Annotated in this window: 25 protein-coding genes and 1 pseudogene; 6 read left to right on the forward strand and 20 right to left on the reverse strand. The window is 70.2% G+C overall.

What is annotated here, in order from left to right; genetic code table 11:
- Positions 1-120 precede the first annotated feature (120 nt).
- Both ACVNF4_RS13605 and leuA read right to left on the reverse strand, forming a co-directional pair.
- Positions 121-816: a TerB family tellurite resistance protein gene (locus ACVNF4_RS13605; protein WP_461803032.1), complete on the reverse strand. Its 696-nt coding sequence runs from the start codon at positions 814-816 to the stop codon at positions 121-123.
- Positions 817-998: 182 nt separating this feature from the next.
- Positions 999-2720 (reverse strand): 2-isopropylmalate synthase, encoded by a 1722-nt coding sequence (gene leuA, locus ACVNF4_RS13610; protein WP_461803033.1) that lies wholly within the window; start codon positions 2718-2720, stop codon positions 999-1001.
- A 321-nt stretch (positions 2721-3041) separates the two neighbouring features.
- Here leuA and ACVNF4_RS13615 point away from each other — a divergent pair, with 321 nt between their 5' ends.
- From ACVNF4_RS13615 to ACVNF4_RS13630, 4 genes are all read left to right on the forward strand, one after another.
- Positions 3042-4109, forward strand: coding sequence for a M4 family metallopeptidase (locus ACVNF4_RS13615; RefSeq protein WP_461803034.1), 1068 nt, complete (start codon positions 3042-3044; stop codon positions 4107-4109).
- A 21-nt stretch (positions 4110-4130) separates the two neighbouring features.
- On the forward strand, positions 4131-4397 hold the full coding sequence (locus ACVNF4_RS13620) for a protealysin inhibitor emfourin (RefSeq protein WP_461803035.1): 267 nt from the start codon (positions 4131-4133) through the stop codon (positions 4395-4397).
- 83 nt (positions 4398-4480) lie between these two features.
- Positions 4481-5791: a GH1 family beta-glucosidase gene (locus ACVNF4_RS13625; RefSeq protein ID WP_461803036.1), complete on the forward strand. Its 1311-nt coding sequence runs from the start codon at positions 4481-4483 to the stop codon at positions 5789-5791.
- Between the two features lie 187 nt (positions 5792-5978).
- A complete protein-coding gene (locus ACVNF4_RS13630) occupies positions 5979-6182 on the forward strand; it encodes a hypothetical protein (protein ID WP_461803037.1) in 204 nt (67 codons plus the stop codon).
- 19 nt (positions 6183-6201) lie between these two features.
- Here ACVNF4_RS13630 and ACVNF4_RS13635 read toward each other — a convergent pair whose 3' ends face one another.
- From ACVNF4_RS13635 to era, 4 genes and pseudogenes are all read right to left on the reverse strand, one after another.
- Positions 6202-6396, reverse strand: coding sequence for a hypothetical protein (locus tag ACVNF4_RS13635; RefSeq protein ID WP_461803038.1), 195 nt, complete (start codon positions 6394-6396; stop codon positions 6202-6204).
- Positions 6397-6533: 137 nt separating this feature from the next.
- A pseudogene (locus ACVNF4_RS13640) lies at positions 6534-6641 on the reverse strand (hypothetical protein); the annotation flags it as partial.
- A 3-nt stretch (positions 6642-6644) separates the two neighbouring features.
- Complete coding sequence (locus ACVNF4_RS13645) at positions 6645-7169, reverse strand: hypothetical protein (protein WP_461803039.1); 525 nt, start codon at positions 7167-7169, stop codon at positions 6645-6647.
- A gap of 554 nt (positions 7170-7723) precedes the next feature.
- Entirely contained in the window at positions 7724-8683 is a 960-nt protein-coding gene (gene era / locus ACVNF4_RS13650; RefSeq protein WP_461803040.1) for a GTPase Era, read from the reverse strand.
- 163 nt (positions 8684-8846) lie between these two features.
- Between era and ACVNF4_RS13655 the strand changes: the two genes are divergently transcribed.
- Together ACVNF4_RS13655 and ACVNF4_RS13660 are read left to right on the forward strand one after the other, a co-directional pair.
- Entirely contained in the window at positions 8847-10145 is a 1299-nt protein-coding gene (locus ACVNF4_RS13655; RefSeq protein ID WP_461803041.1) for an ammonium transporter, read from the forward strand.
- Positions 10142-10480, forward strand: a complete 339-nt coding sequence (locus tag ACVNF4_RS13660; protein WP_461803042.1) for a P-II family nitrogen regulator — start codon at positions 10142-10144, stop codon at positions 10478-10480. The genes ACVNF4_RS13655 and ACVNF4_RS13660 overlap by 4 nt, the downstream gene beginning before the upstream one ends.
- Positions 10481-10515: 35 nt before the next feature.
- Here ACVNF4_RS13660 and ACVNF4_RS13665 read toward each other — a convergent pair whose 3' ends face one another.
- The 14 genes from ACVNF4_RS13665 to ACVNF4_RS13730 all read right to left on the reverse strand — a co-directional run.
- Positions 10516-11517 carry a WxL protein peptidoglycan domain-containing protein gene (locus ACVNF4_RS13665; protein WP_461803043.1) on the reverse strand — a complete coding sequence of 334 codons (1002 nt, stop codon included), beginning with the start codon at positions 11515-11517 and terminating at the stop codon, positions 10516-10518.
- Between the two features lie 84 nt (positions 11518-11601).
- Entirely contained in the window at positions 11602-12921 is a 1320-nt protein-coding gene (locus ACVNF4_RS13670; protein ID WP_461803044.1) for a beta-xylosidase, read from the reverse strand.
- 180 nt (positions 12922-13101) lie between these two features.
- Positions 13102-13575: a hypothetical protein gene (locus ACVNF4_RS13675; protein ID WP_461803045.1), complete on the reverse strand. Its 474-nt coding sequence runs from the start codon at positions 13573-13575 to the stop codon at positions 13102-13104.
- A 153-nt stretch (positions 13576-13728) separates the two neighbouring features.
- Positions 13729-14082: a cytidine deaminase gene (locus ACVNF4_RS13680; RefSeq protein ID WP_461803046.1), complete on the reverse strand. Its 354-nt coding sequence runs from the start codon at positions 14080-14082 to the stop codon at positions 13729-13731.
- Positions 14083-14297: 215 nt separating this feature from the next.
- Complete coding sequence (locus ACVNF4_RS13685; RefSeq protein ID WP_461803047.1) at positions 14298-14657, reverse strand: MmcQ/YjbR family DNA-binding protein; 360 nt, start codon at positions 14655-14657, stop codon at positions 14298-14300.
- Positions 14654-15949 (reverse strand): hemolysin family protein, encoded by a 1296-nt coding sequence (locus tag ACVNF4_RS13690; protein WP_461803048.1) that lies wholly within the window; start codon positions 15947-15949, stop codon positions 14654-14656. The genes ACVNF4_RS13685 and ACVNF4_RS13690 overlap by 4 nt, the downstream gene beginning before the upstream one ends.
- Positions 15946-16443: an rRNA maturation RNase YbeY gene (gene ybeY / locus ACVNF4_RS13695; protein ID WP_461803049.1), complete on the reverse strand. Its 498-nt coding sequence runs from the start codon at positions 16441-16443 to the stop codon at positions 15946-15948. The genes ACVNF4_RS13690 and ybeY overlap by 4 nt, the downstream gene beginning before the upstream one ends.
- A gap of 13 nt (positions 16444-16456) precedes the next feature.
- Positions 16457-18517: a PhoH family protein gene (locus ACVNF4_RS13700; RefSeq protein ID WP_461803050.1), complete on the reverse strand. Its 2061-nt coding sequence runs from the start codon at positions 18515-18517 to the stop codon at positions 16457-16459.
- 408 nt (positions 18518-18925) lie between these two features.
- Complete coding sequence (locus ACVNF4_RS13705) at positions 18926-20068, reverse strand: carbohydrate kinase family protein (RefSeq protein WP_461803051.1); 1143 nt, start codon at positions 20066-20068, stop codon at positions 18926-18928.
- Positions 20069-20190: 122 nt separating this feature from the next.
- Positions 20191-21480, reverse strand: coding sequence for a glucarate dehydratase family protein (locus ACVNF4_RS13710; protein WP_461803052.1), 1290 nt, complete (start codon positions 21478-21480; stop codon positions 20191-20193).
- A 123-nt stretch (positions 21481-21603) separates the two neighbouring features.
- Positions 21604-22593, reverse strand: coding sequence for an adenosine deaminase (locus ACVNF4_RS13715; protein WP_461803053.1), 990 nt, complete (start codon positions 22591-22593; stop codon positions 21604-21606).
- An 82-nt stretch (positions 22594-22675) separates the two neighbouring features.
- Positions 22676-23587: a ribonuclease Z gene (locus tag ACVNF4_RS13720; RefSeq protein WP_461803054.1), complete on the reverse strand. Its 912-nt coding sequence runs from the start codon at positions 23585-23587 to the stop codon at positions 22676-22678.
- Between the two features lie 7 nt (positions 23588-23594).
- Positions 23595-23948 (reverse strand): histidine triad nucleotide-binding protein, encoded by a 354-nt coding sequence (locus ACVNF4_RS13725; RefSeq protein WP_461803055.1) that lies wholly within the window; start codon positions 23946-23948, stop codon positions 23595-23597.
- Positions 23949-23988: 40 nt separating this feature from the next.
- The coding region (locus tag ACVNF4_RS13730) for a S41 family peptidase (RefSeq protein ID WP_461803056.1) at positions 23989-26074 on the reverse strand (2086 nt) is incomplete at its 5' end.

Raw genomic sequence — 26074 nt, forward strand, 5'->3', positions numbered from 1 at the left:
TGCTGGCCCTGGCCGCCGCGATCTGGCACAACTTCCAGACCGGCCAGGCGGTCAGCCGCTCACTGACCGCCTATGACCACTGACCGTATTTGGAAAGACTCGTCTAGTACCCCCACCCCCTCACGACGGCGTCCGCGCCGCCGCCAGCAGCCGTGTCACATCCTCCGCCCCGATGGTCAACGCGACCCCCACGGTCGCCAGAGTCTCCCGCTCGGCCGGTGTGTAGGGCCCGTCCGCGAGGGCGATCCGGGCCCCCTGGAGGAGGATCGACTCCCGCCCCACGGCGGCGAGATGGGGGGCCAGCGGGTCCAGCGCCTCGTGCAGCTCTATGGCCAGCCCCGGCCCGCAGGGCGTCCCGTAGGCCCGCCCGGTGTCCGCGGCGACCGCCTCCACGAGGGCGACGAGCTGCTCGCCGGTGCAGTCCTGGAACCCGGCGGCGCGCACGGCGGCGGTGGCGGTGTCCAGGGCTGTACGGGAGGACGTCCCGCCCGCGGAGAGGACCGCGAGGGCGACGGTGTGCACGGCGTCGCGGAGCATCGCGGAGAAGCGGGTGGTGGTGGGATGGTCGAGGACGTCGGTGGCGAAGTGCCGTCGGCAGGCGGCGCACTCGACGACGGGCCCGGTCTCACCCCGGGGTAGTACGGGTACCCCCAGGCACGTGAACCGGCGACGCCCGGTCAGCCGCTGGTAGTTGCGGTCGCCCCCGCACCCGGGACAGAAGAACTCCCCGTCCCCGACGGGCGTCCACGCCGTCCGCACACCCAGGATGCGGGCGACCCCGGTGGATCGGCTGTCTCGTCCCGGTCCTGGCAGCACGTCGCACCTCCGTCACCAGCGCGGCCCCATCGCCACGTCTGCGTGATGTTAGCCACACCAGGGAGGTCCAGTCAGCACCTTCGACGAGACCTTCTCGTGATCTGCACCCGGAGATGGCCGATATACGACGGGGCCCCGGCCGTCGTACCCGACAGCCGGGGCCCCTTGCACGGACGGGTGAGTCAGCGCGTCGCGCGGTTGACGGCGGAGATGACCGCCTTCAGGGAGGCGCGGGTCGTGTTCGCGTCGATGCCGATACCCCACAGCACCTTGTCACCGACGGCGCACTCGATGTACGAGGCGGCCTGCGCGGACGCGCCCTCGCTCATGGTGTGCTCCTGGTAGTCCAGCAGGCGCACATCGACGCCGATGCCCTCCAGCGCGTGGAAGAAGGCCGAGATCGGACCGTTGCCGCTGCCGACGAGCGTCACCTCGGCGCCGTCCACCTCGGCCTCGACGGTCAGCGTGTCGATGCCGTCCTTGTCGGTCGTCGACTGCCCCGCGCGCAGCTGCATCCGCCCCCAGGGGTTCTCGGGGTTGGGCAGGTACTCGTCCCGGAAGACGGACCAGATGTCGGAGCCGGTGACCTCGCCGCCCTCGGCGTCGGTCTTCGCCTGGATCAGCTTGGAGAACTCGATCTGCATCCGGCGCGGCAGGTCCAGCTTGTGGTCGTTCTTCAGGACGTAGGCGATCCCGCCCTTGCCGGACTGCGAGTTGACGCGGATGACGGCCTCGTAGGAGCGGCCGACGTCCTTCGGGTCGATGGGCAGGTACGGGACGGCCCACTCGATGTCGTCGACGGTGACCCCGCGAGCGGCGGCGTCCGCCTCCATCGCGTCGAAGCCCTTCTTGATGGCGTCCTGGTGGGAGCCGGAGAAGGAGGTGTAGACCAGGTCGCCCACGTACGGGTGGCGCGGGTGGACCTCCATCTGGTTGCAGTACTCCCACGTACGACGGATCTCGTCGATGTCGGAGAAGTCGATCTGCGGGTCGACGCCCTGGGAGAAGAGGTTCATGCCCAGGGTGACCAGGTCGACGTTGCCGGTGCGCTCGCCCTGCCCGAACAGGCAGCCCTCGACGCGGTCGGCGCCGGCCATCAGCGCCAGTTCGGCCGCCGCGACGGCCGTCCCCCGGTCGTTGTGCGGGTGGATCGACAGGACGACGTGCTCGCGGCGGGAGAGCTTGCGGCCCATCCACTCGAAGCGGTCGGCGTGCGTGGAGGGGGTCGAACGCTCCACGGTGGCAGGCAGGTTGAGGATGATCTCGCGGCCGGGTCCGGGCTGCCAGACGTCCATGACCGCCTCGCAGACCTCCAGCGCGAAGTCCAGTTCGGTGTCGGTGAAGATCTCCGGGGAGTACTGGTACCCGAACTCGGTCTCGGGGCCCAGCAGTTTCTCGGCGTACTCCATCACCAGGCGGGTGCCGTCCACGGCGATCTGCTTGATGTCGTCCTTGGAACCGCGGAAGACGACCCGGCGGAAGACGGGCGCTGTCGCGTTGTACAGGTGGACGGTCGCGCGCCGCGCGCCCTTCAGGGACTCGACGGTCCGCTCGATCAGGTCCTCGCGGGCCTGGGTCAGTACGGAGATCGTCACGTCGTCCGGGATCGCGCCCTCTTCCTCGATGATCGAGCGCACGAAGTCGAAGTCGGTCTGGCCGGAGGCGGGGAAGCCGACCTCGATCTCCTTGTAGCCCATCTTGACCAGCTGGTCGAACATCCGGCGCTTGCGCTCGGGCGACATCGGGTCGATCAGGGCCTGGTTGCCGTCACGCAGGTCGGTGGAGAGCCAGCGGGGGGCGGTGGTGATCCGCTTCTCGGGCCAGGTGCGGTCGGGGATGTCGACCTGGTCGTACTGCCCGTACTTGTGGATCGGCATCTGGCTGGGCTGCTGGCGGTTCGCCATGGGGCTTCAGGCTCCTCAAGGGGGTCCGGATGACCGGCCGACACGCAACGCCAAAGCTCCGCGGGGAGGGAGTCGGCCTTCTTTACAGGCCCTCGCCGCGGCAGCTAAGGAGAAGCAGCCCGAAACGCATAGTGCTCCGCACTCTAGCGGAGGTGCCGGCGGGGCGCGGCTCCGTCCCAGTATGCGGGACCGGTGGGACGAACGGGGCGAAACGTGCGCCGTACCACACAACGGCGTGGATCACGTCCCTATGTCGGGGTATTTCACCAATCATGGTCGCGGGTAGTGACAGAGGCGTGACTCAGTGCCAAGGTGCCGCACATGACTCACCACGGGGGCTCCGAGCCCGTTTTCTGCACCATCATCCCGCCCCACGTCCTGGACCACCTGGCCCAAAGCGACGACCCGACCCGCTTCGAACCCGCCCGCCGCACCCTGGAGCGCGACGCCCTCCAGCGCACCCGCCGCCGCATCACCACCGTGCGCGGCCTCACCGCCGCCGCGCCCGCCGCCGGCACCGGCAAGCCGCAGCGCACGATCTACGACGCCGAGCACGGGACGACCCTGCCCGGCACCAAGGTCCACAGCGAGGACGACGGCCCCTCCAAGGACGCCACCGTCAACCGCGCGAACGCCGGTCTCGGCGCGACGTTCGAGCTGTACCTCAACGTGTACGGCCGGGACTCCATCGACGGCAGCGGCCTCCCTCTCGACGCGACCGTGCACTACGACCAGGACTACGACAACGCGTTCTGGGACGGCCGGCAGATGGTGTTCGGGGACGGCGACGGCCAGTTGTTCCTCGACTTCACCATCCCGGTCGACGTCATCGGCCACGAGCTGACCCACGGCGTCACCCAGTACACCGCCAACCTGGAGTACTACGGGCAGTCGGGGGCGCTCAACGAGTCGGTGTCGGACGTCTTCGGCTCCCTCATCAAGCAGTACGCCCTCGGCCAGTCCGCCGCCGACGCCGACTGGCTGATCGGCGCCGGCCTCCTCGGCCCCGCGATCGACCACGGCACGGCCCTGCGCTCGATGAAGGCCCCGGGCACCGCGTACGACGACGACGTCCTCGGCAAGGACCCGCAGCCCGGCCACATGGACCACTACGTGAAGACGAGCCGGGACAACGGCGGCGTCCACATCAACTCCGGTATCCCCAACCACGCGTTCTACCTCCTCGCGGCCAAACTCGGCGGCAACGCCTGGGACAAGGCCGGGCAGGTCTGGTACGACGTGCTGACCGGGGGCGAGTTGGAGACCGACGCACGCTTCGCGGACTTCGCGAAGCTCACGGTCGCGGCGGCCAAGGCCCGCTACGGCGAGGGCGAGGTCGAGAAGGCCGTCGCCGAGGCCTGGCAGCAGGTCGGGGTGCCCACCGGCTGAGTTCTGTACTAGACAGGACCCATGCGTATTCAGGTACGGCGCACAGGCGGGTTCGCCGGCATCGAACGGCAGGCCTGCCTCGACACCACCGGCCGCCCCGACGCGGCGGAGTGGCAGGCCCTCGCCCGGCAGGCACTCACCGGGACCGCCACCACACGCCCGGCGGGTGTCCCGGACGGGTTCGACTACGAGATCACCGTGGACGGGAAGACCGTGTACGCGGCCGACCCCCAGCTCACGGAGGAGCAACGGACGCTGGTCTCACGGGTGTTGAAGGAGGGAGCCTGAACAGCCGTCCACCACTGGGGCGTTGAACAGGGAAGACGCCAAGGACGTTGACTTCGCTACCCGTCGGTACGGATGATCCGCGCATGGCGATTGACGCGGGTCATCCGATTCCCCAGTTCCCGGCGGACTTCCTCTGGGGTGTGTCGACCTCGGCGCACCAGATCGAGGGGGCCGCCGGGCGCGGGCCGTCGGTGTGGGACGAGTTCTCCGGGCGGCCCGGGAACGTGAAGGACGGTTCGACGGCCGAGGTCGCCTGCGATCACGTGCACCGCTACCGGGAGGACGTGGCCCTCCTCGCGGGGCTCGGCGTCGACGCGTACCGCTTCTCGGTGTCCTGGCCGCGCGCGCAGTCCCCCGGGGGGCTGGACTTCTACGACCGGCTGGTGGACGAGCTCCTCGCGGCCGGAATCCGCCCGGTCCCCACCCTCTTCCACTGGGACCTCCCCGTCGGCCTGGACTGGCTGGAGCGCGACACGGCGTCCCGGCTCGCGGAGCACGCCGCCGCGGTCGCCGCCCGGCTCGGTGACCGCGTGACGAAGTGGATCACCCTCAACGAGCCCGCGGAACACACCCTGCTCGGCCACGCGCTCGGCACGCACGCCCCCGGCCGGCAGCTCCTCTTCGACGCCCTCCCCGTCGCCCACCACCTCCTGCTGGCCCACGGCCTCACCGTCCAGGCCCTGCGCGCGGCCGGCGCCACGGACGTCGCGATCACCAACTCCCACGGCCCGGTCTGGCCGGCGTCCCAGGAACAGGCCGATGTCGAGGCGGCGGCCTTCTACGACACACTCCTCAACCGCCTCTTCGTGGAGCCGGTCCTGCTGGGCGAATACCCGGACGGGCTGGGCGAGTTGATGCCGGGCGACGTCGCGTCCGACCTGAAGACGATCGCCGAGCCCCTCGACTGGTACGGGGTCAACTACTACTCCCCCACCCGCGTCGGCGCCCCCCAGGGCGCGGAGATCACCTTCGGCGGCGTCTCCATGCCGGCCGAACTCCCCTTCTCCGTCCGGGAGATCGAGGGCGTCCCGACGACCGACTTCGGCTGGCCCGTCGTCCCCGAGGGCCTCACGGAACTCCTGACGACATTCAACTCCCGGTACGGGGACCGGCTCCCGCCCGTCGTCATCACGGAGAACGGCTGCTCCTACGAGGGCCTCGACGACCAGTCCCGCATCGCGTACCACGCCACCCACATCCAGGCCCTCCACCAGGCCCTGGCAGCGGGCGTCGACGTCCGCGGCTACTTCGTCTGGTCCCTCCTCGACAACTTCGAGTGGGCCGAGGGGTACGCGCGGCGCTTCGGCCTCGTCCACGTGGACTACGCGACGCAGAGGCGGACACCGAAGGCGTCGTACGGGTGGTACCGGGAGGTGCTGCGGGCCCAGCGCTGAAGTGCGGCGTGCCGGTGGAGGAACCTGAGCAGGGCACCGGTTCGTTCGGTGCGGCATGAGGGAGCCTTGGGAAGCTCTGCCGTAGCCGGCAACTGTGCCCTTCCAGGTCGAGCAGAGGCCTGACCTCGGCGTCGGCATGGTCCAGGGTTCCGTCCGGGCGCCCCGTAGTGCGTGCACACCGTGTCCGGTGTCGGCGCTGGTCTCGATGGTCTCCATGTCCGCCGACGAGTCGAGAACGCCGTACGTCGAGTACGGCCAGGTGCTCCTCGGTCCGTCTCGCCCGCCCTCCGTCGGCCGCCACCACCAGCGCAACCGCGGCATGCCGGTTCCGAGGCCGGTGTCCATTCCCGTCGGCGACCTGAGCAGTGCGGTCTTGTCGTGGTCCACGTGACCGGCGGTGTCGATCACTCTCATGCGGGCTCCGCCAGTCTCAGGATGTCCGCGTGCCGTGCCCGCACGACAGCCTCCGCCAACATGTCGTCGTGCTCCGGAGGAAGACAGCGCAGGTCCAGCAGACAGTGCCCATGTCCGGCCCAGCCGGGCAGCCGGACGTTCGGGGCTCCGCCGCCGATGCCGTCACTGGCCACCGTGTCCGCGCTCGGCACGGGTGCGCAGCGACTCCGGGTCCGCGTGCAGGGCAGCCGGCGTGAGCTTGTCCACGCGCGGGCCCAGGCGAGGGGGGAGTGCGCAAGGCGTCGACGACCACGCGGGTGCCGAGCAGGAGTCCTGGCTGCGGGCCGCCCAGCAGTCCGCCGCCGGCGGTGACCAGGTCCGCTCCCTGTGCGAGCCGGTCATCGGCGTGGGGCTCTTCCGGGAGAGCAGGCTCGTGGGCGAGCGGCCCCGAACCGATGTATCAGCCTGCGAGGTACTCGACGTCAAGACTGTCGGAATGTCCGGGCCAGGAAAGAGAAAATTTCCAGCATCCCGGCTTCGGCATGTCGACGAGAGAAGGGCCGGGCCCTCCGGAAATCGAGCGAGTCACGACTTCCTTCGTTCCGGCGAGACTGGCTTTGATGATCAGTTTGCGATCAGGTCCCATACCGGCGGAATCCTCGGAGTCTTTCGCGACCCAGAGAATCTTGTTCTCCCGCCCCTTGGCGGCCGGCGCGTGATATGGGTAGCCGAAAAGCACGGCGACGATCTCGCCCTTGTCCCCGACCATGTGACGCTGAGGTCCGTCCTGCTCGAATTCCTTGCGCGCCCATGAAGGGAGAGAGCCTTGCTCCACCATGGGCCGGCAGCGGCCGTCCGTCTCCGACCTGGCTGCGGTACGAGTCGATTCCGTCGCCTTCGTATTGCCCGGACTGTGCCCGGATCCGCTGCACCCTGTTGCCGTGAGCGTCATCCCGACCACACAAGCCAGCAGCGCAATGGGCATGGCAGAACCGTCCGAGCAACGCGCGACCAGTCGGCTCAAGCGAACAGACATCCCGGCTCCGATGCGATGCGGGACCGCTCACCGGGCACAGCTCAGCGAGTCGGGTTGAGTTGAGTTGAGTTGAGCAGCCAATGACAAGTGGCGACTATTCCATGATTTCCGGAAAGCAGAAACTCGCTAACCAGCCAGGCCCACAGTCACCCCACGAGCACCGATGCCCCGGTCGCCGGCGCCTTCCGGAAAAGCGGCCGCCTCACAAAGGCCGGAGGCGAAACAACTGGCCCAGCCGTCTCGAACAGGGCAGTTCGCCACCCCTCACGCCGCAGCAGCCAGAGCGGCACGGGAGGCCCTGATCGTTCCGGCGCGCGCGATCTCCGGATGGCCGAAAACGACCCTTCGGAGGGTAATGATTTCCCCAAACCCTCCGATGTTCCAGCCTTCGTGCAGCACCTGAGGTAGGCACGCACCGCATGCCGACCGACCGGCCGAGACCGGGCCTGCGGACCGCAGCACCTCGACGACCGGCCCCGGTGAAGGGCCGCCCCTCCGACCGGTCAGAACCCCAGCTTCCGCAACTGCTTCGGATCCCGCTGCCAGTCCTTCGCGACCTTGACGTGCAGGTCCAGGAAGACCGGCGTCCCCAGAAGCGCCTCGATCTGCTTGCGGGACTTGATGCCGACGTCCTTCAGGCGGCGCCCCTGGGGGCCGATGATGATCCCCTTCTGGCTGGAGCGCTCGATGTAGATGTTCGCGTGGATGTCGAGGAGCGGCTTGTCGGCGGGGCGGTCCTCGCGGGGGAGCATCTCCTCGACGACGACGGCGATGGAGTGCGGCAGCTCGTCGCGGACCCCCTCCAGCGCGGCCTCGCGGATCAGCTCGGCGACCATGACCTGCTCGGGCTCGTCCGTCAGGTCGCCCTCGGGGTACAGCGGCGGGCTCTCGGGCAGCATCGGCGCGAGGAGGTCGGCCAGCAGCTCGACCTGCTTGCCCGCGACCGCCGACACCGGCACGATCTGCGCCCACTCGATGCCCAGCTCCCGCCCGAGCTGGTCGATGGCGATGAGCTGCTCGGCGAGGGTCTTGGAGTCGACGAGGTCGGTCTTCGTGACGACGGCGACCTTCGGCGTCCGCTTGATCCCGGCCAGCTCCTTGGCGATGAACCGGTCACCCGGCCCGAGCTTCTCGTTCGCCGGGAGGCAGAACCCGATGACGTCGACCTCGGCCCACGTCGTGCGCACCACGTCGTTCAGCCGCTCGCCCAGCAGCGTGCGGGGTTTGTGCAGGCCAGGGGTGTCGACGAGGATCAGCTGCGCGTCGTCGCGGTGGACGATGCCGCGGACCGTGTGCCGGGTCGTCTGCGGACGATTGGAGGTGATCGCCACCTTCTTGCCGACGAGAGCGTTCGTGAGGGTGGACTTGCCCGCGTTGGGACGCCCCACGAAGCACGCGAAGCCCGCGCGGTGGGCGGCGCCCGACTTCTCGGACGGCGAGGATGACTGGTTACGAACGCTCATGGCGCCCATTGTCCCCGAACTCAGTCAGTTATCCGAACGGCCACCTGAGGAGTGAGCTTCCGGAAACCCACACGCAATGAAACGTCTCGGTAACACATCCGTACGCGACCGGAAATCAGCGCCGGTGACCCTCTGACGAGCCCCGACCCCGTTGGAGACCCTCGTGCCCCTCGCCGCCGCGCAGGTGAACACCGGCGACACCGCCTGGCTGCTCGCCGCGACCGCCCTCGTCCTGCTGATGACCCCGGGCCTGGCCCTCTTCTACGGCGGCATGGTCCGCACGAAGAGCGTCCTCAACATGCTCATGATGAGTTTCGTGTCGATCGCCCTGGTGACGGTCGTCTGGCTGATCGCCGGCTATTCCCTGGTCTTCGACGACGACGCCGGCGCCGGCCTGATCGGCGGGCTCGCGCACGCCGGGATGGCCGGGATCACCCCGGACAGCGTCCAGGGCACCGTCCCGACCCTCCTGTTCGCCACCTTCCAGCTGACCTTCGCGATCATCACGGCCGCCCTGGTCAGCGGGGCGATCGCGGACCGGGCGAAGTTCGGGGCGTGGCTGGTCTTCGTCCCCCTGTGGACGCTCCTCGTATACGTTCCGGTCGCGCACTGGGTGTGGGGGCCCGGCGGCTGGATCCTGGAGAAGCTCGGGGCGCTGGATTTCGCGGGCGGACTGCCGGTGGAGATCACGTCGGGGGCGTCCGGCCTGGCCCTGGCGATCGTGCTCGGACCACGTCTGGGGTTCAAGAAGGACGCCATGCGGCCCCACAACCTCCCCATGGTCATCCTCGGCGCCGGTCTCCTCTGGTTCGGCTGGTTCGGATTCAACGCGGGGTCCGCGCTCGGCGCGAACGGGCTGGCCGCCGCCGCGTTCCTCAACACCATGGCCGCCGGCTGCACCGGCCTGCTGGGCTGGCTCTTCGTCGAGCAGAAGCGCGACGGCCACCCGACGACGCTGGGCGCGGCGTCCGGCGCGGTCGCCGGGCTCGTCGCGATCACCCCGTCCTGCGGGTCCGTCTCCCTGCTGGGCGCGCTGGTCATCGGGCTCGCCGCCGGGGTCGTCTGCTCGTACGCCGTGAGCTGGAAGTTCAAGCTCAACTACGACGACTCGCTGGACGTCGTCGGCGTGCACCTCGTCGGCGGGGTGATCGGCACACTGCTGATCGGGGTCTTCGCTGTCGAGAGCATGACTGGCTCCACGGAGGGACTGGTCTACGGCGGCGGAGTGACCCAGCTCGGGAAGCAGGCCCTGGCGATCGTGGTGGTCGCCGGCTACGCCTTCGGTATGACGTACGGCGTCGGCAAGGTGATCGACAAGGTCATGGGGTTCCGGGCCGACGAGGACCACGAGTACACCGGTCTGGACCTTACGGTGCACGCCGAGACCGCATACGATCACGGCGTCCTGGGGCACGGCTCCCCCGTCTCCCACTCCACCCAGAAGGTGACGCCGCCCGCATGAAGCTCATCACCGCGATCGTCAAGCCGTACCGCCTCGACGCGGTCAAAACGGCCCTCCAGGAACTCGGCATCCACGGGCTGACCGTGACCGAGGCGAGCGGCTACGGCCGCCAGCGCGGTCACACCGAGGTCTACCGGGGCGCCGAGTACCAGATCGACCTCGTCCCCAAGGTCCGCATCGAGCTGGTCGTCGAGGACGCGGATGCCGAACCGGCGATGGAGGCGATCGTGAAGGCGGCGCGGACGGGGAAGATCGGGGACGGGAAGGTGTGGGCGGTGCCGGTGGAGACGGTGGTGAGGGTGCGGACGGGCGAACGGGGCCCGGACGCGCTGTAGCTGCCAACGCCGGTTGCGGTTTGGGTTTTGGTCTTTCAGGGGCGCGGGGCTGTATCAATTTGCGGCTCCGCTGTGGCTGGTCTCGCAGTTCCCCGCGCCCCTGGGGAGTTGCCCTGACGCCGTTTGAGCAGCAGCCACACACCCGCACCAACCCCTAGTACCCCTACCCCCACCGGCAACCACGGCACCGCCAAATACGACGCACCAGCCCCCTCCTCGGTCCCCCGCGCCCGCGCGGTCAGCGTCACCTGCCCCCGGTCCAGCTGCGGAGCAGCACCCCAACGCTCGGTCAGCCGAACCTTCTGCCCCGGCAGCAACTGAGCGGGCACCTTGGTCAGTTCGCGGTCCAGCAGCGTACGTCCGAACAATCCCGTCGCCGTCATCCGCACCCGGGGATCCAGCGTCACGTTGCCGGTGTTGTGCAGGGTGTAGGAGACGGTCGCCGTACTGTCCCCGAACCCTGGTACCAGGGGACGATCCTGAGAGATCCGGACGTCCTCCACCGCCACCGCCGGCAGCGACGGCCCCGTGACCTGCAAGTACACCCGCGCGCCAACAGCCCGCTGCACCCCCAGCGCGACGCCTCCCCCGCCCTTCTCCACCTCCTCGTCCAACGCCACGATCGCCCCGGGATGATCCCCCGGCTCGGCCCCCGCCGGCACGGCGATCGTGAACGGCACGGTCACGGTCCCCCGCGCCGGTACGGTCACCGCCTTCTCGGGCAGCTCGGCCCACGCCCCGACCCCCGTCATCTTCTCGTCGGCCGACTTCACGGCGAAGCCACCGTCGCGGGCGGTGTTGTACGCGTCGGCCGCGTAGAGCCGGAACGTCATGGGCCGGTCGGTCTTGTTGGCGACGACGACGCTGTCGCGGACGGCGTGCCCGGGGTCGGCGGAGACGTAGAAGTACGGCCGCGCGGAGACGGCCGTGGCGGCGGGGTAGACGGACCAACTCCCGTTGTCGGCGGCCCGAGCCGGGGCCGGCGAGCAGAGCAGCAGGAGGAGAAACAGCGGGACCAGGCCGTACAACTTCCGCATAGGGCGAACTCCCCTGGGACGAAGGGCTGTTGGACGGCCGGGCGGATGCGGACCAGCGGAGTGGGCGCCCAACCGTCGGAGACCTCAGGTCAGCGTGAGGGTGAGGACGCCCGCATAGCTGCCCGGAGGCGTGAACGCCGGTACGTCGAGAGAGAGTCCGGCACCCGCCGTGAACTCACCGCCGGTCGCCGCCGCGTCGGGCGTGGACGCGAGGGTCGCCCCCGCACTGCCGACGGCACCCGCGCTGCCCGCCTGGCAGGTGCTCGGCGAGCCCGCCTTGGTCGTGCAGGTCGGTGTCCAACTCAGCTTGCCCGCAGGGATCTTGGCACCCGGCCCGGTGAAGTCGGTGACCTTCCCCGTCAGCGACCAGCCCGCGGGCCCGCCGCGGAAGTCCTTGACGGTGACGGCCTGGAGCGCGCCGGTGGACGCGTTGCCGCTGCCGAAGTCGACGGCGGAGAGCGCGACGGAGTCACCGGCCTGGGACATGGAGAGCGTCCCGCCCTTGACGGTCGTCGTCACCTTCTGGCTGCCCGGCGGTACGGGCACGTCGTTGACGACGACGTAGGCGGCCGGCCCGGCCCCCTTGCTGTCGCTCCACGCGCTGCCCTCGTAGGCGACGATCCCGGTGGTGGCGAGGTCCTTGACGGTGAGCGAACCGCTGATGGAACCAACGGAGTTGGCGGTGACAGTAGCCGTGTCCTGCGTCTGGTTGATCCCCGCGCGCCCGGCCAGCGTGACGCTCGCGCCCGGCGTGAAGTTGCTGCCACTGACGGTGACGGCGACGCCCGGCGCCCCCGACGCCGAACCCAGGCTGATCGTCCGGGTGTTGGCGGGCGGGTTGGCGGTCGCGGTGACCGTCTCCGAGGCCGGTGCGGGCGGGTTGGTGACGGTGCAGGGCGTGTCCAGCTCCAGGATGTAGCTGGTGTGGATGTTGTAGTCACCGGGCGAGAGGGTGATCGCGCCGGGCGCGGTCACGGTGAACGACCCGGTCATGGAGAACGACGGGAAGGGTGCCCGGCCGGGCACCGGGTCGTTCTTCTTGGGCCCGGCGACCGTGACGCTCCCGGTCTGGGCACCGCCGAGGGTGACCTTCCCGGTCGGGGTCATGATGTCGGCCGGCAGGGCGAGGTCGGTGGGGTTCCCGGCCGCCGGGGTGACGACCGTGTAGGTGATGTTGACGGTGTCGCCGACCTTGGGCGCGGTGTTGTCGGCGGTGATCTTCGCGGTGGTGGTGCCGTCGATCGGCGGGAGTCCGGCGACGGGCGGCGGGACGCAGTGCGTCGGGAAGCTGACGTTCGTCGCGGCCGACGCCGGCCAGGCGAGCGCCCCGCCCGCGCCGACCACGAGGACGGCCGTCCCGAGCAGCGAGACCAGACGCCGTCTTCGAGTGGGTGTGGAACCCATGGGTGCCCCCTCCTTCTGTTGGGGTGAAGGCGCAGCGGCTCTTTCTGCGCCGACAGGGGGCATTGACGTGGAGGAGCGCGAAGAAGTCAATGGACTCGGCCGACAAAGCTGACGGACAGTCAGTTCAATGTCTGACTGACCGTCAACTCGCTTTGCTGCCGCAGAGATACCGCCGGTTGCTCAGTCGAAGACGAACGCCGGCTGCTGTGCGGCGTTCGCCGTACAGGTGACGGTGATGCCGAAGACGACCATCGACAGGCCGCCGTTGAAGATGTCCAGCGTGTCGCCGGGGGCGACGGTGCCGTTCAGCGGGCCCACGGTGATCGGGTCGTTGACGGCCATCGCCGGGTTCGCCGTACCCGTGAAGACCCGGTTCGGGCCCGCTGAATTCACCATCGTGAGCGTGGAGTTGATGCTGTTGGCGGAGAGCGGGAGCGGCGCCTTGACCGCCGTGGTGGAGAGCGTGAGGGTGGCGGCGGTCCCGGTCTGGGTCGCCGTCAGGGTCGCCGCACCGCCGCCGAAGAAGCCGCAGTTGGCGGTGAACGTGGCCGTCGTCGGGGTGACGGCGGCGGCAGTGGGGGCGAGCGCGAGCCCGGTGACCGCGAGGGCCCCGGCCAGCAGTGCCGCACCTGATCCGATTCGCTTGCCTCTCATGGGGTTGCCGGCTCCTTCCCGGAGTCTGGGGAGGACGGACGGCCGACCGGGGCAGGAGGGTGCGGACTGCGGCCCCGGCGCGGAGAACTGACGGTCCGTCGGAATCAACGGCTCCATTGATGCGTGAGAGGCGAACGAGAGCAAGGCCCCTTTTCAGCCAACGGCGATCGTCTCCCGTACCGTCCCGTCCGGCCCCGCCACCAACACGGGCGTCCCCACACCCCCGAGGTCCCGCACGGCGGCCAGATCCTCCGCCGCCACCCCCTCCCCCGCCGTCACGACAGCCGCCGCCTCCAACGCCCCCGCCCCCGACGCCACCGCCATCGCCACCGCCGTCCGCAGCGCACTCAGCTTCAACGACGGCAACTCCACCGTCCCCGCCACATACGTACGCCCCGTCTCGTCCCGCACGGCGGCCCCCTCCAAAACCCCGTTACGGGCCCGCGCGGAACGAGCCAGGGTGACGATCTTGCGGTCCTCGGGGTCGAGGGCGGTGGTGTCGGTCATGGTGAGAGCATACGGAAGGGGGCGGGGGACAGCGGGGGCGAGGCCCTCCGGGGGTTCAGGGGCCGGCCGGACCGAGGTCGCCCTCCAGTCGGATTGCTCGGCCGGACCAGCCTCAGCAAGGGCTCCCTGTGAGCCCGGGGATCATGGCGGGATCGCAAGGGTGGGCGATGGTCACACCGCCCCTCGCGCCTCCCCACGCCCGCCCCGCCGACCCCCTACGCCCGGTCCAACCGCAACCGCTCCGCCCTCGGCAACCCCGCCACGACGAGGTCGTACGAGTCCTCCACCAGCTCCCGTACCACCCGCCCCGGCAACTCCCCGTCGACCACGACCGTGTTCCAGTGCCGCTTGTTCATGTGATACCCGGGAGTGATGAGACCTGGGTGGTCGGTCCGCAGGCGTACGGCGTCCTCGGGGTCGCACTTGAGGTTGACCTTCAGCGGTTCCGCGTCGATCCAGGTCAGCGCGAACATCTTGCCGCAGACCTTGAAGACGGTGACCTCGGGTGAGAACGGGAAGTCCTCGACGGCCGCGTTGAAGGACAGGCACAGCGCACGCAGCTCCTGCGGGGTCACGCGGTCTCCTTCTCGGGGTCGTCCCCTACGGGCTCCACCAGCACCGTCACGATCTTGTTCCGGCGCCCGGCGGCGGCCTCGGCGGTCAGCCGCAACGTCCGGTCGTCCGGCAGGCGTACGACGCTGGAGGCACCCGCGATGGGCACCCGGCCGAGCGCCTTCGCAAGGAGTCCTCCGACCGTCTCGACGTCCTCGTCGTCGTACTCCTCCAGCCCGTACAGCTCCCCGAGATCGGTGATGTCGAGGCGCGCGGTGACCCGGAAACGGTCGTCACCCAGCTCCTCCACAGGGGGGAGTTCACGGTCGTACTCGTCGGTGATCTCGCCGACGATCTCCTCCAGGATGTCCTCGATGGTGACGATCCCGGCCGTGCCACCGTACTCGTCGATGACGACGGCGACGTGGTTGCGGTCCTGCTGCATCTCCCGCAACAGGTCACCCGCGTTCTTCGTGTCGGGCACGAAGGCCGCGGGCCGCATCGCCGTCGAGACGAGGTCGGACTCGGTCTCGCGGCTGATGTGCGTCTTACGGACGAGGTCCTTGAGGTAGACGATGCCGACGATGTCGTCCTCGCTCTCCCCCGTGACCGGTATCCGGGAGAACCCCGACCTCAGAGCCAGGGTCAGCGCCTGACGGATCGTCTTGTACCTCTCAATGACTACGAGGTCCGTCCTGGGGACCATGACCTCGCGGACGAGGGTGTCGCCCAGCTCGAAGACGGAGTGCACCATCCGGCGCTCCTCGTCCTCGATGAGGGACTCCTTCTCCGCGAGGTCGACCAGCGCGCGCAGCTCCGCCTCGGAGGCGAACGGGCCGCGCCGGAAACCCTTGCCCGGGGTGAGGGCGTTGCCGATGAGGATCAGCAGGTTCGGAATCGGGCCCATGATCCTGGCCAGCGGCAGCAGGACGTACGCCGCCGCCGTGGCCGTGTTCAGCGGGTGCTGGCGGCCGATCGTGCGCGGCGAGACACCGACGGCGACGTACGAGACGAGGACCATCACGCCGAGCGCGGTCAGCAGCGCCGCCCAGGTCTCGTCGAACTCCTGGAGGCAGGCGTACGTGACGAGCGTCGCGGCGGCCATCTCGCAGGCCACCCGGACCAGCAGCGCGACGTTCAGATAGCGCGTCGGGTCGGCGGCGATCTGCGCGAGCTTCGCGCCGCCGCGCCGGCCCGACTTGACGGCCTCCTCGGCCCGGAAACTGGACACCCGCGCGAGGCCCGCCTCCGCACAGGCGGCGAGCCAGGCGACGACGACCAGCGCGACGGCACCCGCGACGAACTGGCCGCTCATGACACGGTCGGCGCCGGGGAGGGGCCGGTGATGCCCTTCTCCGACCGCCAGCCGTCCACGATCGCCGCCTGGAGACCGAACATCTCGGCCTTCTCGTCCGGCTCCTCGTGGTCGTACCCGAGGAGGTGCAGCACGCCGTGGACGGTGAGCAGTTGGAGCTCCTCGTCCATGGAGTGCCGCGTCGGCGCCTCGTCGCCCTGCTTCTTCGCGACCTCCGGGCACAGCACGATGTCCCCGAGCAGCCCCTGCGGGGGCTCCTCGTCGTCCTTGCTCGGCGGGCGCAGTTCGTCCATCGGGAACGACATGACGTCCGTCGGCCCCGGCAGATCCATCCACTGGATGTGCAACTGCTCCATCGCGTCGGCGTCCACGACGATCACCGACAGCTCGGACAGCGGGTGGATCCGCATCCGGGCCAGCGCGTAGCGGGCGATGTCGAGGATCGCCTGCTCGTCGACCTCGGTTCCGGACTCGTTGTTGACGTCGATCGACATGGCGCTGGTTTCGCTACTTCCGCTTGGGCCGGCCGCCCTTGTGGCCGCCGTTCTCCGTACCGTTCTCGCTGTCGTACTTCTCGTACGCGTCGACGATACGGCCCACCAACTTATGTCTCACGACATCCTGCGACGACAACCGCGCGAAGTGCACGTCGTCGACCCCCTCCAGAATGTCCTGCACCTGCCGCAGCCCGCTCTTCGTCCCGCTCGGCAGGTCCACCTGCGTCACGTCCCCGGTAATGACGATCTTCGACTCGAACCCGAGCCGCGTCAGGAACATCTTCATCTGCTCGGGGGAGGTGTTCTGGGCCTCGTCGAGGATGATGAAGGCGTCGTTGAGCGTGTTGTGCGTCAGCAGGTAGTCCGTGGTGACGTAGAGGCTGTCTTCCGCCGCCACCTGGATGCAGACGGTCTCCTCCCGGCCCGCCGGTTCGATCGAGTCGATGAACCGCATCGGACGTCCGCCGCCACCGGCCGCGAGGTACTTGTCGCGCTTGCGGGCGAGGCGGAAGGGGTCGATGTCTTCGGGGAGGCGGATGTCGATGATGTGGGCGTCATGGCGGTGATCGACTTCCCGGCCCTTCGCAAGGCCCGGCTTCCGTCCCTCAGCCTGCCTGCGGCGGGTGTACGCGACCCCGCCGAGCGACTGGACGAGGGAGATCACGTCGTCCCGGAGCATGATCGACGTCGTCGAGTACTGGATACGGCAGGTCCGGTCCTTCTGCGTGACCGGACCACCGTCGGAGTCGAGCAACCCCTGAAGCACCGCGAGCCGCACCTCGGCCGAGTTGTACAGGTAGGCGTCCGGCACGAACTTGGTGTGCGAACGGGTGCGCAGGAGGTCGAGTTCACGCAGGACCCGCGTGACCGGGTTCTCCAGTGTGACGACGTCCCCGGGGGCCTTGATCCGGTTGAGGACGTAGTCGGGCCCGCTCTTGTGCCGTACCCGCACGCCGGGCAGCGCCGATTCCAGGGCGACGGCCAGTTCGGGGTCTTCCGTGGCGTACGAGGGCGTGGTGGAGCCGGTCAGGCAGCCGTCGCCCAGCAGGAGTCCCAGCGCGTAGGGGTCCATGGGGACCTCCTGCTCCGGGAAGCACACCGGCGCCGTGAGCATCGGCAGCTCGTACCGGCGGGCGTGGGCCCCGCGCAGGTTGCCGATCATCTCCTGGGTCTCCAGGACCCGCCACGGCTTGTCACGGCGCTTGTCGTCGCGCGTGCGGACGGTCCAGAGGTGCTCGCCGCAGGCCAGCGTCCAGGAGCCGTCCTGGGCGGTGACGCGGTAGACGTCCTTCTCGCCCTGCGGGTAGACGCCGAGGACGGGGGTCGGCTCGCCGTTGGAGCCGATGACCAGGTCACCGACCTCAAGGTCACCGATAGGGCGCCAACCATCCGGCGTCAGAACGTTCGTGAACCGCGGTTGCGCTCTGCCGCGCATATATGCCAGCGGCGCCACCTCGATCGTCCCCGCCGCCATCAGCCTCGGGATCGAGTCCGGGTCGAGCATGTCGTGGAGGGCGTCGTAGAGGGGGCGGAGGTAGGGGTCGATCTTCTCGTACAGGGTGCCCGGGAGGAAGCCGAGGCGTTCGCCGGCCTCGACCGCCGGGCGGGTCAGGATGATGCGGTTGACCTGCTTGGACTGGAGGGCCTGGACGGCTTTGGCCATGGCCAGGTAGGTCTTGCCGGTGCCGGCGGGGCCGATGCCGAAGACGATGGTGTGCTTGTCGATGGCGTCGACGTAGCGCTTCTGGTTGAGGGTCTTGGGGCGGATGGTGCGGCCGCGCGAGGACAGGATGTTCTGTGTGAGCACTTCGGCCGGGGTCTCCTGGCCGTCGCTGGTCCCGTTCTCACTCGCCCGCAGCATGGCGATCGAGCGTTCCACTGCGTCCTCCGTCATCGGCTGCCCGGTGCGGAGCACCAGCATCATCTCGTCGAACAGGCGCTGGATCAGGGCGACTTCCCTCGCGTCGCCGACCGCGCTGATCTCGTTGCCCCGGACATGGATGTCGGCCGCCGGGAAGGCCCTCTCGATCACGCGCAGGAGGGAGTCGCCGGAACCCAGCAAAGCCACCATCGGGTGCTGGGCGGGGACAGTGAACTGTGCTCTCGCCTTCCCCTGCGCGGGGGTCTGGGCTGTGGGTGTCTGCGTCATAATCCGGCCCGCAGGGCCTCTACGTCCTCCCGAACGCGTCTCGCCTGCCACAAGGGCGGCCTGGCGATTTCAAGACTACGCCCTGCCACTGACAACACCGAAGGGCTTTTCGTACGGTCACACGGCGCCCTTCGGGGGTGAAGCGTGCGCGTGCGCGGGTGCGATGTGTGACGGCCGTGGCGCGGCGGGCGCCGGAGCGGGGTGGCTGCCCGCCGTACAGTGCACCGGCGAGGGGGCGGTGTTGCGGCTGCCCCGCGCGCGGGGCTGAGGTTTCGCCCCGGAGTCCACCGAGTCGCCCCCGGCAGGCTGCCCCGCGCGCCGGAGCCTCGCTCACGCCGAGCGTCTGAACCCGATCGTCGGCACAGCCCTCCGCAGCGGCCACGGACGGACCGCGCCACCCGGCAGCAGCCCCGCGAGGAACGCGTACCGGCGGAGCGCCTCGGGGTCCTGGCCGTCGAGGGACTGCACGGTGCGCCACCAGGCGGCGATCTCGGCCCAGCCGGGGGCGGAGAGGGAGCCGCCGAACTCCTGGACGGAGAGGGCGGCGGTGAGGCCGGCGAAGGCGAGGCGGTCGGCGAGGGGCCAGCCGGCGAGGGTGCCGGTGACGAAGCCGGCGACGAAGACGTCCCCGGCGCCGGTGGGGTCGAGGGCCTCGACGGCGATGGCGGGGACCTCGGCGGTCTCGCCGGTCCGCCGGTCGACGGCGTACGCGCCCTGCGCGCCCAGCGTGACGACCGCGAGCGGGACGTGGTCGGTGAGGGCGTGGGCGGCCTCGCGGGGGCAGTCCGTGCGCGTGTACCGCATCGCCTCCTCCGCGTTCGGGAGGAACGCCTCGCAGTGCTCCAGGTCGGCGAGGCTCGCGAGGTCCCACGCGCCCGTGTCGTCCCACCCGACGTCGCCGAAGATGCGGGTGCCCTTCGAGGCGGCCTGCGCGATCCACGGTTCGCGTCTGCCGGGTGTGAGGGAGGCGACCGCCGCGCGCGCGGGCGGGGGGCAGTCGGGGCGGGGTTCCTCGGGGGGTGCGGCGTGGCCGTGGGAGACCATCGTGCGTTCGCCTTCGTACGCCATCGAGACGGTCACCGGGGAGTGCCAGCCGGGGACCGTGCGGGAGGGGGTGAGGTCGATGCCCTCGCCCTGTTCGAGGGCGTCCCAGCAGTACTCGCCGTAGTGGTCGTCGCCGAAGGCCGCCGCGAGGGACGTCCGCAGGTTGAGGCGGGCGAGGGCGGTGGCCATGTTGGCGACGCCGCCGGGGCTCGACCCCATGCCCCGGGCCCAGGACTCGGTGCCCCGCACGGGCGCGGACTCCAGGCCGGTGAAGATGATGTCCAGGAACACCGTCCCGGTCAGGTACACATCGCACGCCGGATCATCGACCCCCCGTACAGCGGCCAGCGGGTCCACCGGACACTGCCGGACCCCACGGCTCTTGCTCCTCGGTACGGTCTCTCCTGCCGACGCGTCGGACGGGCTCACGGTGCGCTCCCTGCGGGTGGTGCCGATCGGGCCAGTCTGCACCACCCCACTGACAACACGGTCCACAACAGGGCCCGCACCCCGCAATCCCACCCTCCACGCGCGCGTGGAGGGTCGAAAACTCACCAGCGCGGCACCGAAGGCGTCTCCCATCCCGGCTCGACCATCCGCATCGCGGCGGCGTCATCACGGTCACGGAGAGTGCCGTCGTCGTCGAGCCACCGCTGGTGCAGGAGGGCCAGCCGATCGGGGTCGAGGGTGACGCCGAGGCCGGGGGTGTCGGTGACCGTCACCCGGCCGGCGTCGAAGGCGACGCGTTCGGTGAGGACGTCCTCGGACTGCCAGGGGTAGTGGGAGTCGCAGGCGTGGTGGAGGTCGGGGACGGTGGCGGCGACGTGGGTCATGGCGGCGAGGGAGATGCCGAGGTGGGTGTTGGAGTGCATGGAGACGCCGACGCCGAACGTGGCGCAGATCGCGGCGAGTCGCTGGGTGTTGCGCAGGCCGCCCCAGTAGTGGTGGTCGGAGAGGACGACCTGGACGGCGCCCCGGCCGAACGCGTCCGGGATCTCGGCGAACGTCGTGACGCACATGTTCGTCGCGAGCGGCACGCCCGTCCGCGCGGCGACCTCGGCCATCGCGCCGGTGCCGAGCGCCGGGTCCTCCAGGTACTCCAGGACGTCACCGAGTTCCTCGGCGACCGTCAGCGACGTCTCCACGGACCACGCCCCGTTGGGGTCGAGCCGCAGCGGCTGTCCGGGGAACGCCTCGGCGAGCGCGCGGATCGCGGCGATCTCCTGCTCCGGCGGGAAGACACCGCCCTTGAGCTTGAACGACGTGAACCCGTACCGCTCGGTGAACTTCCGGGCCTGCTCGACGATCCCGGCGGGGTCAAGGGCGGCCCCCCAGTCGTCCCGCTCGGCCGCCACCCCCTCCGGATGCCCGGCCCGCTTGTAGAACAGGTACGCGCTGTACTCGACGGCGTCCCGCACCTTCCCGCCGAGCAGCGCGTGCACGGGCAGCCCGAGCGCCTTGCCGAGCGCGTCGAGGCAGGCGACCTCGAAGCCGGAGACGACGGACAGCCGCAACTTGTCCGCGGTCTGCACGCCCCGCAGCCCGCCGACGTCCACCTGGTCCACGACCCGTGCCCGGTCGACGCCCACCCCGTTCATCACCGTGAACAGCCCGTTGTGATCGGCGACGGACCGCCCGACGAGCCGCTCGGCGAACGGCCGGGCCAGTTCCAGGTACTTGGTGTCCCCGTAGGTCTCCCCGAGCCCGGTGACCCCGTCGGCGGTGACGACCTCGACGATCAGGCGGGGTGTGTACGGCTGGTGCACGCCCTGCGTGTTCAGGAGCGGCGGGTCGGCGACGAGGATCGGTGTGAGGCGTACGTCGGTGATCGTGAGGTCCACCTGGTCATCTCCCTGTCCGGTCGCCAACCAACTGCCGTCCACGCACAACGGTCATCCACGCACGAAAACAGAGGTTAGATACGTGAACGACCCTCGTCAACGGTGCGTCCACGCACGCCGGTGCTAGAAGACGTACGCCTCGACCTCCGCGAGATACCGCGCCCGCGACTCCTCGTCGTCCTCCAGGAACGACGCGACGAACGAGTTGCGCGCCAGCTCCCGCAACTGCTCCTCCTTCAGCCCGAGTTCGGCGTGCACCGCGTCGAAGTTGTCGCCCGCGTAGCCCCCGAAGTACGCGGGGTCGTCGGAGTTGACCGTGCACAGCAGGCCCGCGTCCAGCATCGCGGGGAGGGGGTGGTCGGCGAGGGTGTCGACCGCCCTCAGCCGTACGTTGGACAGCGGGCACAGCGTCAGCGGCACCCGGTCGCGCACCAGCCGCTCCACCAGCGCCGGGTCCTCCACGCAGCGCAGCCCGTGGTCGATCCGCTCGACGCCGAGGACGTCGAGGGCCTCCGTGATGTACGCGGCCGGTCCCTCCTCGCCCGCGTGCGCCACCCGGCGCAGGCCCAGCGCGGCAGCCGCCTCGTAGACCTCGCGGAACTTCACCGGCGGGTGGCCGACCTCGGCGGAGTCGAGACCGATACCCGTAATACGGTGGAGGTACGGCTTGGCCAGCTCCAGGGTCTCCATCGCCGACTCGGCGGACTCGTCCCGCAGGAAGCACATGATCAGCCGGGTCGAGACCTCGTGCCGGGCCTCGCTCTCGCCGAGCGCCCGCCACAGCCCCTCGACGACCGTCCCCATGTCCACGCCGCGCGCGAGGTGCGCCTGCGGGTCGAAGAAGATCTCCGCGTGCCGGACGCCCTGCGCTGCCGCCCGCGCGAGGTACGCGTCCGCGAGGTCGGCGAAGTCCTGCTCCGTGCGCAGCACCGCCATCAGCGCGTAGTACAGGTCCAGGAACGACTGGAGGTCCTCGAAGTCGTACGCCCGCCGCAGCGCCTCGGTGTCCGCGTACGGGAGCGTCACGCCGTTGCGGCCGGCCAGCGCGAACGCCAGCTCCGGTTCGAGGGTGCCTTCGATGTGCAGGTGCAGTTCAGCTTTGGGGAGTGGCATCGAAGCATCGTACGCGCGGCGAGGCACCGATTCGAAAAACGCGGCTCACCGAACGGCCCCCGCGCAACCCGCAGCGCGCCCCTCACCGCCGTTTCGGCACCGGCACCCTCAGTAGATCCCGGGCCACACTCAACTCCCCCTCGAAACCGGCCGCCCTGGCCTGCCGCTCGAACTCCTCGGGTTCGGTGTAGCGCTGGCTGAAGTGGGTGAGGACAAGGTGCCGCACCCCCGCGTCCCGCGCGACCGCCGCCGCCTGCCCTGCCGTCAAGTGCCCGTGGTCGGCGGCGAGTCCGGCGTCCTCGTCGAGGAACGTCGACTCGATGACGAGCATGTCGCAGCCCTCCGCCAGGACCTGCACCCCCTCGCAGAGCCGGGTGTCCATGACGAACGCGAACCGCTGCCCCCGCCTCGGCTCGCTCACGTCGTCCAGCGTGACGTCCCCGAGGACGCCCTCCCGCTGGAGCCTGCCGACGTCCGGGCCCTTGACGCCGTGCGCGGCGAGGCGCTCGGGGAGCATGCGGCGGCCGTCGGGTTCGACCAGGCGGTACCCGTACGACTCCACGGGGTGGGAGAGCCGGTGCGCCTCCAGGGTGTACGACGGCCCTTCGGCGACGGTGACGAGACCGGCGCCCGCGACGGGGGATTCCGTGACGCCGACCGTCTCCCGATAGGCGGTGGCATAGCGGAGCCGGTCGAAGAAACGCTGCCCGGAACGCGGGTAGTGCGCGACGACGGGATGCGGGACCTGATCCAGATTGACCCGCTGGATCACCCCGGCGAGCCCCAGCGAATGGTCTCCGTGGAAATGGGTCACACAGATCCGGTTCAGGTCGTGCGCCGCGACTCCGGCCCGCACCATCTGCCGCTGAGTCCCCTCGCCGGGGTCGAAAAGAAACCCCTCGGAATCCCACCGCAGAAAATACCCGTTGTGGTTACGGTGCCGGGTCGGGACCTGACTCGCCGTCCCCAGCACCACCAACTCCCGTACCGACATTACTCGTTCACCCCGGCGGCCAGTGCAGCCCACGCCCGCCCAGGACGTGCGCGTGCGCATGAAACACGGTCTGCCCAGCACCGCTGCCGGTGTTGAAAACCGTGCGGTGACTGTCCAGTTTCTCGTCGTCCGCGACGGCCTGCGCCTCCCGCAGGACATCCGCGACGACTTCGGGAGCACCGGCGGCGAGCGCGCCCGCATTCGGGTAGTGCGCCTTCGGAATCACCAGCACATGCGTGGGAGCCTGCGGATTGATGTCCCGGAAAGCGACGGTCGTCTCGGTCTCCCTGACGATCGTCGCCGGAACGAGCCGAGCTGCAATCTTGCAGAACAGGCAGTCGTCCTGCGGCTCCCCTGCCATACCTGTGCCTCCTAGGTCGTACGGAAATGGTAATCGCCGCTCACGAAGGCACCTCAGGCGCCACCCGGGCCGGCCGCTCCGCCAGCCCTTCCAACGCCAGCCCGATCGCCACGTCCAACTGCACATCCGTACCCGAGACGTAGTCCTGAGGTCTCACCACGACCTCCACGTCCGGGTCCACCCCATGGTTCTCCACCCCCCACTCCACCCCCTCCAGCCAGATGGCGTACTTCGGCTGGGTGACGAGCGTCCGGTCCACCAGCCGGTACCGGCTGTCGATCCCGATCGTCCCGCCCCACGTCCGCGTGCCCACCACGGGTCCGATCCCGAGCGCTTTGATCGCCGCGTTGACGATGTCGCCGTCGGACCCGGAGAACTCGTTGGCGATGGCGACGACGGGCCCCCGGGGCGCGTCGAGGGGATAGCTGCTGGGCCGCATCCCCCGGGCGACGTCCCATCCGACGACCTTCCGTGCGAGTTTCTCGATCACGAGCTGGGAGGTGTGCCCGCCCCGGTTCTCCCGGACGTCGACGAGCAGCCCCTCGCGCGCGACCTCGACCCGCAGGTCGCGGTGGATCTGGGCCCACCCAGGCGCCTGCATGTCGGGAACGTGGAGATACCCGAGCCGCCCGCCGGAAGCGGCGTGCACGTAGGCCCGCCGGTCGGCGACCCACGCGTGATAGCGCAGCGCCTCCTCGTCGGTGATCGGCACGACGACGGCATGCCGGACGTCACCCCCGCCGGCGGGCGAGACGGTCAGCTCGACGGCCTTCCCGGCGGTCCCCACGAGCAGCGGACCGGGCCCGGCGAGGGAGTCGACGGGGTGCCCGGCGACGGCGACGATCGAGTCCCCGGGCCGGACGGCGACTCCCGGCGCGGCGAGGGGAGATCGCGCATCGGGGTCGGACGTCTCGGAGGGCAGGATCCGGTCGACCCGCCAACTCCCGTCGGCGTGCCGGGAGATGTCCGCGCCGAGCAGCCCCTGCCGGGGCCCGGACCCGTACCCGCGGGCCCCGACGTACGCGTGGGAGGTCCCCAACTCCCCCTGGACCTCCCAGAGAAGGTCGACGAGGTCGTCGTGGGTGGCGACGCGTTCGAGGACGGGCCGGTAGCGGTCGAGGACGCCGGTCCAGTCGACGCCGCTCATGTCCGCGCGCCAGAAGTTGTCCCGCATGAGCCGCCCGGCCTCGTCGTACATCTGCCGCCATTCGGCGGCGGGGTCGACGGTCTGCCGGATGCGCCCGAGGTCGACGGTGATGTTGGAGTCGCTGTCCTCGTCCCCGGAGGCCCGCCGGTCGCTGGGGACGACCTTGAGCTTGCCGTCGGTCCACAGCAGCAGCCGTTTCCCGTCGCCGCTGACCTCGAACCCGTCGGCGTCGTCGGCGAGGTGCTCGACGCGCCGGGCGGCGAGGTCGTAGCGCTCCAAGTCCGTTGTGGGGGCGGGGTCTTCGGGGGTGGCCCGGGAGGAGCCGAGGACGCCGCTGACGGGGTGGCGCAGCCACAGCAGCCCGTCCTTGGCGGCGCGCAGCGAGGAGTAGCGGCCGGCCTCGACGGGGAACGGCACGATGCGGTCGGCGAGCCCGTCGAGGTCGATGCGGGTCGCGGGGGTGCCCTCGCTGTCGGGGGTCTCCTCCTTGTCGGGCGCCTCGAAGGCGCGTCCGTGGCGCTGGGGGCCGAAGGGGGAGGGGGTGGTCGCGGCGAGGGTGATGAGGTGCGGGCGGGCTCCGGCGAGGAACGACAGGTCGAAGACGTGCTGGTCGTAGACGGGGTCGAAGGCGCGGGTGGAGAGGAACGCGAGGTGTTTGCCGTCGAGGGTGAAGGCGGGCGCGTAGTCGTGGAAGCGCAGCGGGGTCGCCTCGGTGACGGACAGGTCGGTGGTGCCCGCCAGCATCAGCTGGCTGAGCGGGTTCGGGCCGGGGTGGGTCCAGGCGAGCCACCCCGAGTCGGGCGAGAACACCAGGTCGGAGACGTCGCCGTCGTCGCTGCGGGCGACCTCGCGGACCTCGCCGCTCTCCCGCTCGACGAACAGGAGGCGGCCGTCGTGCGAGGCGACGGCGGCGCGGCTGCCGTCGGGGGCCATGGCCAGCTCCAGGACCCGGCCGAGCGCGCCGCCCGCGAGCCGGCGC

This window comes from Streptomyces sp. S6, assembly GCF_054880855.1.

What these genes read in the sequence shown, in the direction of transcription:
- leuA (WP_461803033.1), bottom strand. Translation starts at nt 2,720, where the DNA reads ATGGCGAACCGCCAGCAGCCCAGCCAGATGCCGATCCACAAGTACGGG.
- ACVNF4_RS13615 (WP_461803034.1), top strand. Translation starts at nt 3,042, where the DNA reads ATGACTCACCACGGGGGCTCCGAGCCCGTTTTCTGCACCATCATCCCG.
- ACVNF4_RS13620 (WP_461803035.1), top strand. Translation starts at nt 4,131, where the DNA reads ATGCGTATTCAGGTACGGCGCACAGGCGGGTTCGCCGGCATCGAACGG.
- ACVNF4_RS13625 (WP_461803036.1), top strand. Translation starts at nt 4,481, where the DNA reads ATGGCGATTGACGCGGGTCATCCGATTCCCCAGTTCCCGGCGGACTTC.
- ACVNF4_RS13645 (WP_461803039.1), bottom strand. Translation starts at nt 7,169, where the DNA reads ATGCCCATTGCGCTGCTGGCTTGTGTGGTCGGGATGACGCTCACGGCA.
- era (WP_461803040.1), bottom strand. Translation starts at nt 8,683, where the DNA reads ATGAGCGTTCGTAACCAGTCATCCTCGCCGTCCGAGAAGTCGGGCGCC.
- ACVNF4_RS13660 (WP_461803042.1), top strand. Translation starts at nt 10,142, where the DNA reads ATGAAGCTCATCACCGCGATCGTCAAGCCGTACCGCCTCGACGCGGTC.
- ACVNF4_RS13665 (WP_461803043.1), bottom strand. Translation starts at nt 11,517, where the DNA reads ATGCGGAAGTTGTACGGCCTGGTCCCGCTGTTTCTCCTCCTGCTGCTC.
- ACVNF4_RS13670 (WP_461803044.1), bottom strand. Translation starts at nt 12,921, where the DNA reads ATGGGTTCCACACCCACTCGAAGACGGCGTCTGGTCTCGCTGCTCGGG.
- ACVNF4_RS13675 (WP_461803045.1), bottom strand. Translation starts at nt 13,575, where the DNA reads ATGAGAGGCAAGCGAATCGGATCAGGTGCGGCACTGCTGGCCGGGGCC.
- ACVNF4_RS13680 (WP_461803046.1), bottom strand. Translation starts at nt 14,082, where the DNA reads ATGACCGACACCACCGCCCTCGACCCCGAGGACCGCAAGATCGTCACC.
- ACVNF4_RS13690 (WP_461803048.1), bottom strand. Translation starts at nt 15,949, where the DNA reads ATGAGCGGCCAGTTCGTCGCGGGTGCCGTCGCGCTGGTCGTCGTCGCC.
- ybeY (WP_461803049.1), bottom strand. Translation starts at nt 16,443, where the DNA reads ATGTCGATCGACGTCAACAACGAGTCCGGAACCGAGGTCGACGAGCAG.
- ACVNF4_RS13700 (WP_461803050.1), bottom strand. Translation starts at nt 18,517, where the DNA reads ATGGTGGCTTTGCTGGGTTCCGGCGACTCCCTCCTGCGCGTGATCGAG.
- ACVNF4_RS13715 (WP_461803053.1), bottom strand. Translation starts at nt 22,593, where the DNA reads ATGCCACTCCCCAAAGCTGAACTGCACCTGCACATCGAAGGCACCCTC.
- ACVNF4_RS13720 (WP_461803054.1), bottom strand. Translation starts at nt 23,587, where the DNA reads ATGTCGGTACGGGAGTTGGTGGTGCTGGGGACGGCGAGTCAGGTCCCG.
- ACVNF4_RS13725 (WP_461803055.1), bottom strand. Translation starts at nt 23,948, where the DNA reads ATGGCAGGGGAGCCGCAGGACGACTGCCTGTTCTGCAAGATTGCAGCT.